The following is a 13,059-nucleotide window of genomic DNA, read 5'->3' as shown; positions in this document are numbered from 1 at the left end:
GCATTTTTTTGTCTAAAAAGCCCTCTAATACCAATGGATAATAAACAATAAGCAATTGAAAAATAACGATTAATTGCAATTGTGTCACAAATATTACAAAGACGACCCCACAAAACACAATTCGTCGTATTCTCTTAATAGTTACGACAAGCTTACTACTTAACCTTGGATGAAAAGCTAGAACCACTGAATGATGTGGTAACCAAGGGATAATAAAAGTAATGGCTTCAAATCAGTCAGAATTCATTCTCCAGACCAAAAATTTGACGAAAGAGTTTAAAGGTTTTTCGGCCGTCTCTGATGTTAACTTGAATGTTAAGCGCGGCAATATCCACGCGCTTATTGGTCCAAACGGAGCAGGTAAAACCACAGTATTTAACCTGCTGACTAAGTTTCTTCAGCCGACTTCGGGCGTCATTACCTTTAATGGGCATGACATTACTCGAAAAGAGCCTGCTGAAATTGCCCGTATGGGTATCATCCGCTCATTCCAGATTTCTGCAGTCTTCCCACACCTAACGGTTCTTGAGAATGTCCGTGTTGCGTTACAGCGCAAAGAGGGGCACAGCATGCACTTCTGGCGCTCAGAAAAAATTCTTAACGGCCTTAATGATCGCTGCATGGAACTACTCGAATCGGTAGGTCTAAAAGAGTTTGCAAATACAGTCACCACTGACCTGGCGTACGGTCGTAAACGCGCACTAGAAATTGCCACTACACTCGCACTGGAACCTGAGCTGATGCTTCTTGATGAGCCAACTCAGGGCATGGGACATGAGGATGTAGGCCGTACAACAGACCTTATCAAACAAGTCAGCAAGAATCGCACAATCCTTATGGTTGAACATAACCTAAAGGTAGTTTCGACCCTCGCTGATCAAATTACCGTTCTGCAACGCGGTCAAATCCTTACAGAGGGTAATTACGAAACTGTATCTGCAGACCCACAAGTTCGTGAAGCCTACATGGGCCGCGAAGCGGATGCAGCGGGAGCACACTAATGAGCCAAAGTCATCGCGAAAAGATTCGTATTAGCAACCTCCACGCCTACTACGGTGAAAGCCACATCCTTCATGGCATCGATCTTCACGTCATGGAAGGAGAGCTTGTCACTCTGTTAGGACGAAATGGTTCAGGCCGCTCTACAACCTTAAAAGCGATCATGAACCTCGTAGGCAAACGTAGCGGTCAGATCGTCATTAATGGCAATGAAACCATCAACATGGCTTCACACCGTGTTGCCCATTTGGGACTTGGCTACTGCCCAGAAGAGCGTGGCATCTTCGCAAGCTTGAACGTAGAGGAAAACTTGATGCTTCCTCCAAATGTTCGCTCTGGCGGGATGAGCGTCGATGAAATTTTTGAGATGTTCCCTAACCTATATGAGCGCCGCATGAGTCAGGGCACGCGCTTATCAGGTGGTGAGCAGCAGATGCTTGCGCTTGCTCGCATTCTAAGAACAGGTGCCAACATCCTGCTGTTGGATGAGATCACAGAAGGGCTTGCACCGGTTATTAACGACAAACTTGCTGATGTTCTTGTACAGCTCAAAGAGCGCGGCTTAACAATTTTGCTTGTTGAACAAAACTTCCGCTTTGCAGCTCCGATAGCTGACCGTCACTACGTGATGGAGCACGGACACATTGTTGAAGAGATTCAAGCAGATGAATTGGAAGCAAAAACTGAGCTTCTAAACAGCTACCTAGGCGTCTAATTAAACAGCCAAAGATAGTCAGATAACAAAAAAATCCAATATGGAGAAAAGATGATGCGTAAAACACTACTCGCTTCAATGATCGCAGCTAGTATGGCAGCAACAGCGACTGCAGCAACTGTAGACGGCAAAGTTAAAATCGGTGTAATAGGCGACATGGGCGGCGTATACGCTGACGTTGGCGGCAAAGGCATGACCGAAGCTACTCAGATGGCTATCGATGATTTCGGCGGCAAAGTACTTGGTCAGCCTATCGAACTTGTTTCAGCTGATTCACAGCTTAAACCAGACGTTGCCTCTTCTATCGTTCGCAAATGGGTAGAAAATGAAGGCGTAGACACCATCGGTGGTCTTGTTTCTTCTGCAGTAACAGGTGCTGTAACTCAGGTTACTTCAGCGAACAAAAACATCGCACTTATCACTGGTTCAGCTTCACACTCTTTCACAGCTAAGCCAGGCGTTTGTTCTCCATACATCGCGCACTGGACATACAACGTAGCAGCTCTTGCAAACGGTACCGTCAAGAACATGGTTGCTTCAGGCAAGAAGAAGTGGTTCTTCATCACTGCTGACTACTCTTTCGGCCACGCGCTAGAAGGCGTTTCAAGCGGCGTAATCAAAGCTAACGGCGGTGAAGTAGTAGGTGCAGTTCGTGCTCCACTAGGTACAACTGACTTCTCTTCTTACGTTCTTCAGGCTCAGGCTTCAGGTGCTGATGTTGTGGCACTTGCTAACGCAGGTAACGACACAACTAACGCTCTAAAAGCGGCTATCGAGTTCGGTCTAACTGAACAGTCTGATATCGCAGGTCTTCTTGTATTCGCAACAGATACCCAAGCGATGGACGGTGATGTTGCTAAAGGCATGCGTCTTACAACTGGTTTTTACTGGGACATGGACGAGCAGACTCGTGAATGGAGCAACCGCTTCAAAGCGATCCACGGCTCAATCCCAACAATGGTCCACGCAGGTGCTTATTCAGCAACTATGAACTACCTGAAAGCTGTTGAAGCAGCAGGTACTGATGATGCAGATGCTGTAATGGCTCAGATGAAGTCTGCTAACCCAAATGACTTCTTCGCTCGTAACGCGTCGCTACGTGGAGACGGTCGTATGGTTCACGACATGCTACTTGTAGAGATCAAAGATCCTGCAAATCGTAAATCTGAAGATGACATCTACGACATCGTAAAAGTTATCCCAGGTAACGAAGCTTACAACCCAATGAACCCAGAGTGTGATTTCTCTGCTAAGTAAATGCGGTTAAATAAAGGGGGAGTGCTTAGCACTCCCCATCTTTCAGTTTGAGATCGGTAATAGCATGTTCGATATCAATATTATGGCGTTAAGCGGGCAACTGCTGGTAGGACTGATAAACGGTTCTTTTTACGCCCTTCTTAGTTTAGGTCTTGCCATCATTTTTGGTCTGTTGCGAATCATCAACTTCGCCCAGGGCGCAATGTATATGCTTGGTGCTTTTGCGGCGCTATTAGCATACAAATGGACCGGTTTGAATTACTGGGCAGCACTTGTTGTCGTGCCAGTAACTGTCGGTGTATTGGGCATCCTAATCGAACGTTTCTTAATCCGTCCGATTGCTAATTTAGACCATCTATACAGTCTACTTTTAACCTTCGGTATCGCTCTTATGCTGCAGGGTACGTTTACCCACATATTCGGTTCATCTGGCCAGGGCTACCCTGTGCCTGCTGAACTTAAAGGCGGTATTAAATTACCGTTCATGTACCTACCTACTTACCGCGCTTGGATCATTGTTGCATCAGTTGTGGTCTGCCTAGGTACCTGGTTCATGATTGAAAAGACCAAACTTGGTGCTTACCTTCGCGCAGGTACTGAGAACCCAAAACTTCTTCAGGCCTTTGGCATAAACGTACCGTTGATGGTCACACTAACCTTTGGTTTTGGAGTGGCTCTAGCTGGTTTAGCCGGTGTTCTTGCAGCACCTGTCTACTCTGTATCACCAGACATGGGCTCTAGCATTTTGATTGTTGTCTTTGCCATCGTAGTTATTGGCGGCATGGGCTCTATTGGCGGCGCCATAGCTACCGGTTTAGGTATGGGCGTTGTTGAAGGTCTAACTAAATACTTCTACCCAGAAGCATCCACAACAGTCATTTTCGTGGTGATGATGCTAGTACTGATGTTTAAACCTGCTGGCTTATTTGGAAAAGAGGCATAACAGATGAATACGAATATTCGAAATCTTATTATTGCCGTAGTTGTTCTTGCTGTTGCACCTTACTTACTCTACCCAGTTTTTTTGGCTAAGCTACTCTGCTTTGCGCTATTCGCAGCCGCATTCAACCTACTACTTGGTTACGCTGGCATCCTCTCCTTTGGACATGCAGCCTTCCTAAGTACCGGCGGCTACATTACTGGTTGGGCGATGATGAATCTTGGAGTATCAACTGAGATTGGTATTCTAATGGGCACTGTAGCTGGCGCTCTACTTGGAGCAATTTATGGCAAATTGGCGATCAAACGCGAAGGGATCTACTTTGCAATGGTTACCCTTGCACTCGCTCAGCTAACTTTCTTCGTATACCTGCAATCAGATTTCACAGGTGGTGAGAATGGCATGCAGGGTATTCCTCGCGGGAACCTGTTTGGCCTGATCGACCTTACGGATAATGTCGCGATGTACTACACGGTCGCGGTCATCTTCCTAATTGGGTTTGCGATCATTCAACGCACTGTCCACTCGCCATTTGGCCAGGTTCTAAAAGCGATCCGTGAGAACGAGCCTCGTGCAATCTCTCTGGGATATAACGTTAACAACTACAAGTGGCTGGCATTTATCATCTCATCTGCACTCGCTGCATTAGCTGGTTCAACCAAGACAATCGTCTTCAATCTTGCGTCACTAACGGATGCTCATTGGCACATGTCAGGTGAAGTAATCCTGATGACTCTAGTAGGCGGTGTAGGTACCCTAATGGGACCAGTGGTTGGTGCTGGTGTAATCGTGACCATGCAGAACTACCTCTCTACAGGCGACCTAGGTAACTACATTCATATCATCATGGGTGCAGTGTTTGTAATCTGTGTACTGGCATTCCGCGCAGGTATTGTTGGGCAGTTTAAAAAATTCAAAGAGCGTAACTTCTAATAATTTAAGTTACTCTCACAAGGGCTGACTGTTGTGTCGGCCTTTTTTATCTAGTAGGACTAGGATGTACCGATGCTTTACTTGGAAGACCTGAAGGCTGGAGATCGATTTGAGAGTGAAAGCTATGAGATAACCAATGAGAATATCGTAGCCTTTGCAGAACACTACGACCCTCAACCTTTCCATTTATCTAATGAATCAGCCCAGGACTCCTTCTTTGAAAGCCTTGCAGCGAGTGGTTGGCAGGTAGGCTCAATTACAATGCGCCTGATCGCAAAATCACTTCCGATTGCCTCTGGCGTTATTGGCGGCGGCGTTAGCCTACGCTGGTTAACACCCACTCGTCCTGGCGATGTGCTTCACGTAGAGACCGAGATATTAGAGGTGATACCGTCTAAGTCGAAACCCGACCGTGGTGTGGTGAAGATTCATGCTAAAACCATCAATCAGCATGGGGAAACACGCCAAACATTTGATAGCTCGCTATTGGTATTTCGCACCAGCGCGGGAGTGAAAGGCGGAATTTTCGCTCCAAAATAGTCAACTAATTTAAATGAGCAATCAACCAGATGTGGCATAGCGAAACGACCACCGTTAGATGAGTTCTCAATCTCCGATAATCGCCATCTTCAATCTGAGTATGATCCCAGGCCCACCAAACCAAAAAGGCAATTAACCCAACCCACAAACCTAAATAGAGGGGGAGTAAAAGTGCCAACCAGGCTAAAAGTGAAGGGAGCATGCAAATGGCCAAACGAGCATCAGAAGCAAAGTTGCTATCCCGCATAGCAACTCCCCAGTGAATCCCTCCTAAAAACGAGAGGATCACAGCGGAATAACTCATAAAAGCCGAGACAGACGCTGCATCTTCAAACTGAAAAGCCAATCCGACGAAAGGGATCAACCCGGCATAACCCAGACGGTGTGCTAACTTAATCACGCGAAATACTCTTAACTGTTTCTATGAGTTACGCAGCTGTCGGTATTCAGGATCTTATTCGATATTCTGTATCTGCTCGCGCATCTGTTCAATCAAAACCTTAAGCTCTACCGCGCTTTGAGTCGTTGCGACGACAACGGATTTGGAGCCCAGTGTGTTAGCTTCACGGTTCAACTCTTGCATTAGAAAATCCAGCTTACGACCAATTGGCCCCTTCTCTATTAAGATGCGTCTTACTTCAGTCACATGGGTATCTAGACGGTCCAGCTCTTCTGCAACGTCGGCACGTTGTGCCAACAGCACTACCTCTTGCTCAAGACGTTCGGCATCAAGGTCGACTCCTAATTGCGACACTCTTTCGACTAGATTCGCTTTTTGATTTTCGATAATTTGCGGCATTTTTGATCTTATTTTGCCGACGATCGCCGCAATTGACTGCAACCTATCCTCTATCAAACCCGCCAACTCAATCCCTTCGCGATGACGGCCCTCAATAAGTTGAGCCAATGCGTCATCAAATAGCGCTAGCGCGGCCTGACCTACCTCACCAGGATCAGCTGAAGTGCTGTTCATCACGCCCGGGAATTGAAGCAGAGCCAAAGGATCAACCCTTCCCTCTGAAGCACCACTGAGTTTAATCTGCTGTAGCGCTTCATTAATCTGCTGCAACCGCACTTGATCCACTTGAACACTCTGCTGACCCACCGATTCATGGAACCGAAGCGAACATTCAACTTTGCCGCGGGCCAGGCGTTTGCGCAGCTTGTCGCGAATGGCTATCTCGTGCTGACGCATAAAGTCTGGAAGTTTGAAATGAGGCTCTAAGAAACGCTGATTAACCGAACGAATTTCCCAAACCAAGGTACCCCATGAAAATTCAGCTTCTGAACGGGCAAAAGCGGTCATACTCTGTGTCATATACTGTCAAACTCGATTACCATAGATTGATTGTCACTATAACAGCCGATGCCGGCACTTTTAAGGTACCTACATGAGCTCTCCACTCTCTGATCAATTGAAAAACCTAGGTTTAGATGCAATGCGCCCAAGTGGGCGTCAACCAGACCAAATGCGCGACGTTAAAGTCACTCGTAATTTTACAATGCATGCAGAAGGTTCGGTTTTGATCGAGTTTGGCAATACAAAAGTCCTTTGTAATGCGTCAGTTACTCGAGGTGTACCTCGCTGGTTGCGCGGATCAGGCTCAGGTTGGGTAACCGCTGAGTATGGCATGCTGCCTCGTGCAACCAATAGCCGCACCGATCGTGAGGCATCGCGCGGTAAGCAGTCAGGACGCACGCTTGAGATTCAGCGCCTGATCGGCCGTTCACTGCGTGCTGCGATTGATCTAGATAAGCTAGGCGAGAACACCATCACCATCGACTGTGATGTTCTGCAAGCAGATGGTGGTACTCGTACCGCCTCAATTACCGGTTCGTACATTGCGCTGATTGATGCGATCAACGAACTGAAAAAAGACAAAAACGGCGCACTAAAAGGCAACCCGATTAAAAACCAAGTCGCAGCTATTTCGGTGGGCATCTATAAAGGCCAAGCGGTATTGGATTTGGATTATGCAGAAGATTCAACAGCCGAAACTGATATGAACGTCGTCATGACTGAAACCGGCGGTTTTGTTGAAGTCCAAGGCACAGCAGAAGGTGCTCCTTACACTCAAGATGAACTGAATCAGATGCTAACCTTAGCTAAGAAAGGCATTGAAGAGCTCACAGCAATCCAAAAAGCCTCACTGGCGTAAGCAACTAAAATTTAATTTCCTGGAACTAAGAATGACTATCAAACAACTCGCTACAGCTCTATCTTTGATGATTTTCAGCAGCATGGCGTTTGCCCATACTGGTGAAGGTATCAACACAGGTTTTGCATCTGGCTTCTGGCACCCCATCATGGGTTGGGATCATGTCGTTGCAATGGTTGCAGTCGGCCTTTGGGGTGCTTTTTTAGGCGCACCCGCCATCTGGATACTTCCGGTCGTTTTCCCACTGGTCATGGCAATTGGCGGTGCTTTAGGCATTGCCGGTATGCCGCTTCCTGCAGTGGAGACGGGTATTGCGCTTTCGGGTGTGGTTCTTGGTCTGCTGATTGTCTTTGCTGTTAAGGCACCGCTATGGATAGCCGCTGTGATCGTGGGCATCTTTGCGATCTTCCATGGTCACGCTCACGGCACAGAGTTCCCAACAGAGTTTAACGCTTACGGTTATGCCGTTGGATTTGTAATTGCGACTGGTCTACTGCACCTTATCGGTATCGCGTTCGGCTTCCTAACCAAACTCGATTTTGGTGCGAGTTTGGTTCGTCTAGGTGGGGCGATCATTGCATTAGTCGGTGCTGGCTACCTATTTGGTGTGCTTTAACCTATGGTCTATCCATCACGCTCAATACTGCTTCTTTTGACCTCAGTGTTACTGCCTAACCTGGCAGTAGCGCATAGTTTTGGGGCTGGCACCGATCAATTTGCTAGTTTTGTTGAAGGGGCCAGCGTGGTGATCTTTGATCAAGTCACTCTATTTGCCACCCTCTCTTTAGGCCTAATGATTGCACTGTGGAAGAATCGCGGTGTGGTTCAAGCCCTTCCCCTCTTTGTTGTGGGGTTAGTCTTGGGCTTTTTACTGGCGCCTTCAGTAACCACCTGGGTGATGATGGGGGCTACGGTTGTCGGCGCTATCACTGCAACCCTGGGTGCTAGCTTGAACCAGCAGTTCAAACCGCTAACACTGATCCTTGCACTGTTTACTGGCCTGCTTGTCCAGATGGTCTCTTTGGAGGGGCATGTCTGGATGGAGTTAAGCGTCTCCATCTATGTCGGTGTGACACTTGGGGCGATATTGCCAGTGATGCTTGGCGCCGCAACCGGTGAGTTACTACTGGAAAAGCTGCCCGCAACCTTTTCACGAATTGCCGTCAGGGTAGCCTGCTCTTGGCTCGCAGCGATTCAGATCATGATGTTAGCTTTCTTCTCGCACTAACAATAAAATACCCTCGTAAAGAGGGTTTCTAAAATCCAATTCTCAATTAAAAATCGAGATCGTAATCCACGATGTAGGGTGCATGCTCAGAGAACTGCTGACCTTTGTAGATACTGCAGTGCTGAATGGTTTTACGCAGACCTTGAGTCGTAATCTGGTAATCCAAGCGCGCACCTTCATTTAGCTCACGGGCACGGTTGTAGTCTGGCCACCAAGTGTATTCGCGATCCGCTTTTGTACACTCACGCATTGTGTCGACGTAGCCCATTTCACCGAATAGCTCCTCCATGAACTCACGCTCTTCTGGAAGGAATCCAGATACGGTCTGATTGGCATACCAGTTACTCAAGTCGACCGGTTTGTGCGCAATTTTCATGCTACCGGCGAAGATGAATTGACGACGCTTGCGAAGAGTCTTCTCAAAGTGACTTTCAAATTGCTCAATGAACTTCTCTTTCTCTGCTTGAGCGTCTGGTCCTTTGAGACCCGATGGCACATTAAAAGAACCGACGCTGAATCGTTCGAAGTCAGCCTGAATATAACGGCCTTGGAAATCGCACTGTTCAAAACCTAAGCCGGTCATAATCGCTTTAGGTAGATGGCGGGTGTAGATCGCTACACCGCTGTAGTCATCATCAAAGGCTTCAAAGAAGTAGGCTTCGTAACCCTCAGGGTGGTAGCGAGAATCATCTAATTGATACTCACGTGCACGAATGTTTTGCAAGCAGACAACATCCGCATCCTGCTTAACCATCCAATCGAAAAAGCCCCGATCAGCGGCTTGAACAATGCCTTGAGTATTAAAAGTAATTACGCGCATGAGTTCGAAGCGCTCCGTATAACTATTGTTGTTAGACTAAAGATTGCAATTGTAGCGATAGATTCATAAAAACGGAATTTTTTAAAGCTGAAAGAAGTTGGTTTGGGAGTTGAACTCTGTTCAGGTATCCTACGCGGATTAAACCCAGTTCTAAGGATTTCACTATTATGCAAAGCTACCAGCGTGAGTTCATCGAATTCGCAATCGAAAAAGGCGTTCTTAAATTTGGTGAGTTCACCCTAAAATCGGGTAGAACTAGCCCTTACTTTTTTAACGCAGGCCTTTTCAATACCGGTGATGCCATAGCAAAACTGGGTCGTTTCTATGCAGCGGCAATTGAAGACGCGAAGATCGATTACGACGTCATGCTTGGGCCTGCTTACAAAGGCATTCCCCTTGCAACAACGACCGTCGTTGCACTGGCAAATGATTTCGGTAAAGACGTTCCTTATGTTTTTAACCGCAAAGAGGTTAAGGATCACGGTGAAGGTGGCAACCTAGTGGGCGCACCACTCGCTGGCCGTGTTCTGATCATCGACGATGTCATTACCGCGGGTACCGCTATCCGTGAGGTGATGACGCTGATCGACGAAAATGGTGCAACACCAGCCGCCACGGTGATCGCACTGAACCGTATGGAACGCGGTACAGGTGAGCTTTCCGCCATTCAGGAAGTTGAGCGTGACTACAACATGCAAGTTGCTAGCATCATTTCCTTAGATGATCTCGTTGAGTACCTTGAAGAGCAAGGTGGTCGTGATGCTGAGTTAACGGCCATTCGAGCCTACCGTGACGAATACGGAATCAGCGCATAACTTATGCAGTTTAAAGCAGTCCTACTTAGATCAATACTCACGCTGAGTCTGGCTGCTTTTGCATCCTCACAAGCCGTTGCAAACACACTTACTGTGTTTGCAGCAGCGAGCTTAAAAAATGCGATCGATGAGATCACAGAACATTACGAGGCAGACCATTCAGACTCGATTGTTGTCTCTTATGCGGGGTCTGCCACCTTAGCACGTCAAATAGAGATGGGCGCACCAGCCGATATTTTCATCTCTGCCAACACTGCCTGGATGGATTACCTATCTGATAGGGCGCTAATTAATGAACCGACTCGCTTCAACCTTGCCAGTAATCAGTTGGTACTGATAAGTCATACTCCAGACGCAAAACTCACCCTCACCAGGTCGCAAGAACTGCTCGATTGGCTGGACAATGAATACCTGGCCATGGGTCTTGTGGAATCTGTACCTGCTGGCATTTACGGTAAGCAAGCACTTACTTATTTTGATCTTTGGGACCCCCTTAAGCAGCAAGTCGCTCAATCAGACAATGTGCGGTCTGCACTTGCATTAGTTGCTTCAGGTGAAGCACCTTTAGGGATCGTCTATCACTCGGATGCGGTGGCTGAACCCAAGGTCTCAATAGCTGCCACCTTCCCTACAGAGTCCCATGACAGAATTCTATATCCGGTTGCGGCTGTTACAGAGAGTGATAAATCAACCGCGGCATTTTTAGAGTTTTTGCGCTCAGAGCAGTCTAGGGCGATACTAGAGCGCAACGGCTTTTTAATGGATTCGCAACAACGTGACTGATTGGCTAGGCCCCAACGAGTGGGCGGCAGTTCTCCTATCAATTAAGGTAGCTTTTTGGGCAACACTGCTTAGCCTGCCTGTGGCCATTGGCGTTGCCTATCTTCTGGCGAAAAAGGAGTTTGCAGGGAAACAGCTTCTCAACGGAATTGTCCATCTACCCTTGATCTTACCGCCCGTTGTAACGGGTTATCTGCTGTTAATGACCTTCGGAAAACGCACGCCTGTCGGATCATTCCTTGCTGAGTGGGGAATTGAGTTTGCTTTCCGCTGGAGCGGTGCCGCATTAGCAGCAGCCATCATGGCTTTTCCATTACTGGTTCGCGCTATTCGTCTCTCCATTGAAGCCATTGATCCTAAATTAGAGGAAGCGGCCGCAACCCTGGGTGCCTCAAGGCGCTGGGTGTTTATCACCATCACCCTACCTTTAATGCTTCCTGGTGTGATCGCCGGCTCCGTTCTGGGCTTTGCCAAAGCGATGGGTGAGTTTGGAGCCACCATCACCTTTGTATCGAATATTCCAGGTCAGACTCAGACACTCCCTTCGGCTATCTATGCGTTTCTTCAGGTACCCGGTGGTGAAAGCTCTGCGACCAAACTGGTGATCATCTCTATTATCATTGCGATGAGTGCACTTCTTGCCTCTGAATGGCTGTCACGTCGTATGAGCCGGAGGTTGCAGTCATGACACTGTCAGTCACTTTGCAGCAGTCGATGCCAAACTTCTCGCTTGATATAGCCTTTGAAGCCCCCAGTGGCATCACGGTTCTATTTGGCGAGTCAGGTTCAGGGAAAACCACCACAATCAATGCGATAGCCGGCTTGCAAAGCAACAGCCAAGGCCGCGTCACTCTGTCCGATCGGGTGTTATTTGATAGCGCTTCAAACACGAGCTTAAAGCCCTATCAACGCAACATTGGCTACATTTTTCAAGAGAGCCGACTCTTTCCACATCTGACAGTAGAGCAGAATCTAAATTACGCGAAACGCTTCAATAAGGTCGACAAAAGCGTCGATTTTTACCAGATCGTCGAACTTTTAGGTATAAAACCCCTACTTAGGCGAACGCCAAATTCACTCTCTGGTGGTGAAAAACAGCGTGTTGCGATTGGTCGTGCGTTATTAAGCGCACCAGATCTTATTCTGGCCGATGAACCCCTTGCAGCACTCGATGGCGCCCGAAAAGCGGAGCTACTCCCCTACTTCAAAAAATTAAACCGGGAATTGGGTATTCCTATGCTCTACGTAACCCACTCACCCGAAGAGGTATTAGAGCTGGCTGACCATGTCATCGCACTGGAGCAGGGCCGCATTGTGACTCAAGGGCCTGCGCGAGAGGTGATGGCCAACAGCAAGGTCGCGCGAACCGCCAATCGTGCGATCAAGTCGACACTGACAACCCAGTTAGTGGCACAACACCCCGATGGACTGTCCGAGCTTCAAGTGGCCAGCGAAACACTCTATGTGCCGACCCTTGATGCACCCATAGGTTCAGCGGTCTGCCTTGAACTGGTCGCGAACGATCTAATCCTATCGACCGCAAAAGTGGCAGGCATCTCTGCCTTGAATCAGGTTTCCGGAAGGGTTGAATCCATTGAAACGACTTCATCGAGTGATGTACTTATTAACGTGTGCATTGCAACAGATATCGTCTCAACACACATCACCAAACGCTCCCTTAACAATCTAAACCTCAAGATCGGCGATCCCTGCGTTCTGATCATAAAATCGGTCAACATCTGCCCCTCTAACCGCTGCCAAGGTTGAGATTTTCTCAACTAGTCGTGAGCATTTATCGTTAAGACTTTAGATATATATCAATTACTTTTGACTATATAACCGATTACAATTCTGAAACTTTGTGCAGTGCACA

At 47.6% G+C, this 13,059-nt stretch carries 16 protein-coding genes; 13 read left to right on the top strand and 3 right to left on the bottom strand.

Going from position 1 to position 13,059, the window contains the following annotated elements:
* The first annotated feature begins 221 nt into the window (after window positions 1-221).
* From XMM383_RS04940 to XMM383_RS04915, 6 genes are all read left to right on the top strand, one after another.
* Window positions 222-1,001, top strand: a complete 780-nt coding sequence (locus XMM383_RS04940; RefSeq protein ID WP_173482593.1) for an ABC transporter ATP-binding protein — start codon at window positions 222-224, stop codon at window positions 999-1,001.
* The gene (locus XMM383_RS04935) at window positions 1,001-1,714 is read left to right on the top strand and encodes an ABC transporter ATP-binding protein (protein ID WP_173482594.1); all 714 of its coding nucleotides are present in this window, start codon (window positions 1,001-1,003) and stop codon (window positions 1,712-1,714) included. Before XMM383_RS04940 ends, XMM383_RS04935 begins: the two co-directional genes overlap by 1 nt.
* A 51-nt stretch (window positions 1,715-1,765) precedes the next feature.
* Window positions 1,766-2,971 (top strand): ABC transporter substrate-binding protein, encoded by a 1,206-nt coding sequence (locus XMM383_RS04930; protein WP_217362099.1) that lies wholly within the window; start codon window positions 1,766-1,768, stop codon window positions 2,969-2,971.
* 64 nt (window positions 2,972-3,035) lie between these two features.
* Window positions 3,036-3,914 carry a branched-chain amino acid ABC transporter permease gene (locus XMM383_RS04925; RefSeq protein WP_173482595.1) on the top strand — a complete coding sequence of 293 codons (879 nt, stop codon included), beginning with the start codon at window positions 3,036-3,038 and terminating at the stop codon, window positions 3,912-3,914.
* Between the two features lie 3 nt (window positions 3,915-3,917).
* Entirely contained in the window at window positions 3,918-4,844 is a 927-nt protein-coding gene (locus XMM383_RS04920; RefSeq protein ID WP_173482596.1) for a branched-chain amino acid ABC transporter permease, read from the top strand.
* A gap of 72 nt (window positions 4,845-4,916) precedes the next feature.
* Entirely contained in the window at window positions 4,917-5,384 is a 468-nt protein-coding gene (locus tag XMM383_RS04915; RefSeq protein ID WP_173482597.1) for a MaoC family dehydratase, read from the top strand.
* 4 nt (window positions 5,385-5,388) lie between these two features.
* On the opposite strand, the gene XMM383_RS04910 is transcribed toward XMM383_RS04915, so the two are convergent.
* The gene (locus XMM383_RS04910; protein WP_173481664.1) at window positions 5,389-5,784 is read right to left on the bottom strand and encodes a DUF3429 domain-containing protein; all 396 of its coding nucleotides are present in this window, start codon (window positions 5,782-5,784) and stop codon (window positions 5,389-5,391) included.
* A gap of 54 nt (window positions 5,785-5,838) precedes the next feature.
* Window positions 5,839-6,690 carry a YicC/YloC family endoribonuclease gene (locus tag XMM383_RS04905; RefSeq protein ID WP_254443079.1) on the bottom strand — a complete coding sequence of 284 codons (852 nt, stop codon included), beginning with the start codon at window positions 6,688-6,690 and terminating at the stop codon, window positions 5,839-5,841.
* Between the two features lie 85 nt (window positions 6,691-6,775).
* Here XMM383_RS04905 and rph point away from each other — a divergent pair, with 85 nt between their 5' ends.
* The 3 genes from rph to XMM383_RS04890 are packed head-to-tail and all read left to right on the top strand — an operon-like array spanning window position 6,776 to window position 8,771.
* Complete coding sequence (gene rph / locus XMM383_RS04900; protein ID WP_305792080.1) at window positions 6,776-7,543, top strand: ribonuclease PH; 768 nt, start codon at window positions 6,776-6,778, stop codon at window positions 7,541-7,543.
* Between the two features lie 31 nt (window positions 7,544-7,574).
* A complete protein-coding gene (locus tag XMM383_RS04895) occupies window positions 7,575-8,159 on the top strand; it encodes a HupE/UreJ family protein (protein ID WP_173481947.1) in 585 nt (194 codons plus the stop codon).
* Window positions 8,160-8,162: 3 nt separating this feature from the next.
* Window positions 8,163-8,771, top strand: a complete 609-nt coding sequence (locus XMM383_RS04890) for a hypothetical protein (RefSeq protein WP_173481946.1) — start codon at window positions 8,163-8,165, stop codon at window positions 8,769-8,771.
* Window positions 8,772-8,817: 46 nt separating this feature from the next.
* Here the strand turns inward: XMM383_RS04890 and XMM383_RS04885 are convergent, their stop codons facing one another.
* The gene (locus XMM383_RS04885; protein WP_173484124.1) at window positions 8,818-9,591 is read right to left on the bottom strand and encodes an exodeoxyribonuclease III; all 774 of its coding nucleotides are present in this window, start codon (window positions 9,589-9,591) and stop codon (window positions 8,818-8,820) included.
* 167 nt (window positions 9,592-9,758) lie between these two features.
* Here XMM383_RS04885 and pyrE point away from each other — a divergent pair, with 167 nt between their 5' ends.
* Genes pyrE through modC form a run of 4 tightly spaced genes read left to right on the top strand, consistent with a single transcriptional unit; the run spans window position 9,759 to window position 12,953 of the window.
* Complete coding sequence (gene pyrE, locus XMM383_RS04880) at window positions 9,759-10,406, top strand: orotate phosphoribosyltransferase (RefSeq protein WP_173481944.1); 648 nt, start codon at window positions 9,759-9,761, stop codon at window positions 10,404-10,406.
* 3 nt (window positions 10,407-10,409) lie between these two features.
* Complete coding sequence (gene modA / locus XMM383_RS04875) at window positions 10,410-11,189, top strand: molybdate ABC transporter substrate-binding protein (protein ID WP_173481943.1); 780 nt, start codon at window positions 10,410-10,412, stop codon at window positions 11,187-11,189.
* Complete coding sequence (modB, locus tag XMM383_RS04870) at window positions 11,182-11,874, top strand: molybdate ABC transporter permease subunit (protein WP_173481942.1); 693 nt, start codon at window positions 11,182-11,184, stop codon at window positions 11,872-11,874. Before modA ends, modB begins: the two co-directional genes overlap by 8 nt.
* The gene (modC, locus tag XMM383_RS04865; RefSeq protein ID WP_173481941.1) at window positions 11,871-12,953 is read left to right on the top strand and encodes a molybdenum ABC transporter ATP-binding protein; all 1,083 of its coding nucleotides are present in this window, start codon (window positions 11,871-11,873) and stop codon (window positions 12,951-12,953) included. The genes modB and modC overlap by 4 nt, the downstream gene beginning before the upstream one ends.
* The last annotated feature ends 106 nt before the right edge of the window (window positions 12,954-13,059 follow it).

The organism is Marinobacterium sp. xm-m-383 (assembly GCF_013283255.1).
Taxonomy (GTDB): Bacteria; Pseudomonadota; Gammaproteobacteria; order Pseudomonadales; family Balneatricaceae; genus Marinobacterium_E.
Note: the sequence above shows the minus strand (reverse complement) of the source record. Positions and strands in the feature narration are given on the sequence as shown.

Bases quoted from the DNA above. Each gene is read 5' to 3' on its own strand.
- XMM383_RS04890 (WP_173481946.1), top strand. From the start codon at position 8,163: ATGGTCTATCCATCACGCTCAATACTGCTTCTTTTGACCTCAGTGTTA.
- rph (WP_305792080.1), top strand. From the start codon at position 6,776: ATGAGCTCTCCACTCTCTGATCAATTGAAAAACCTAGGTTTAGATGCA.
- modA (WP_173481943.1), top strand. From the start codon at position 10,410: ATGCAGTTTAAAGCAGTCCTACTTAGATCAATACTCACGCTGAGTCTG.
- XMM383_RS04885 (WP_173484124.1), bottom strand. From the start codon at position 9,591: ATGCGCGTAATTACTTTTAATACTCAAGGCATTGTTCAAGCCGCTGAT.
- XMM383_RS04935 (WP_173482594.1), top strand. From the start codon at position 1,001: ATGAGCCAAAGTCATCGCGAAAAGATTCGTATTAGCAACCTCCACGCC.
- XMM383_RS04930 (WP_217362099.1), top strand. From the start codon at position 1,766: ATGATGCGTAAAACACTACTCGCTTCAATGATCGCAGCTAGTATGGCA.
- XMM383_RS04920 (WP_173482596.1), top strand. From the start codon at position 3,918: ATGAATACGAATATTCGAAATCTTATTATTGCCGTAGTTGTTCTTGCT.
- XMM383_RS04915 (WP_173482597.1), top strand. From the start codon at position 4,917: ATGCTTTACTTGGAAGACCTGAAGGCTGGAGATCGATTTGAGAGTGAA.
- XMM383_RS04895 (WP_173481947.1), top strand. From the start codon at position 7,575: ATGACTATCAAACAACTCGCTACAGCTCTATCTTTGATGATTTTCAGC.
- modC (WP_173481941.1), top strand. From the start codon at position 11,871: ATGACACTGTCAGTCACTTTGCAGCAGTCGATGCCAAACTTCTCGCTT.
- XMM383_RS04925 (WP_173482595.1), top strand. From the start codon at position 3,036: ATGTTCGATATCAATATTATGGCGTTAAGCGGGCAACTGCTGGTAGGA.
- XMM383_RS04940 (WP_173482593.1), top strand. From the start codon at position 222: ATGGCTTCAAATCAGTCAGAATTCATTCTCCAGACCAAAAATTTGACG.
- XMM383_RS04905 (WP_254443079.1), bottom strand. From the start codon at position 6,690: ATGACCGCTTTTGCCCGTTCAGAAGCTGAATTTTCATGGGGTACCTTG.
- pyrE (WP_173481944.1), top strand. From the start codon at position 9,759: ATGCAAAGCTACCAGCGTGAGTTCATCGAATTCGCAATCGAAAAAGGC.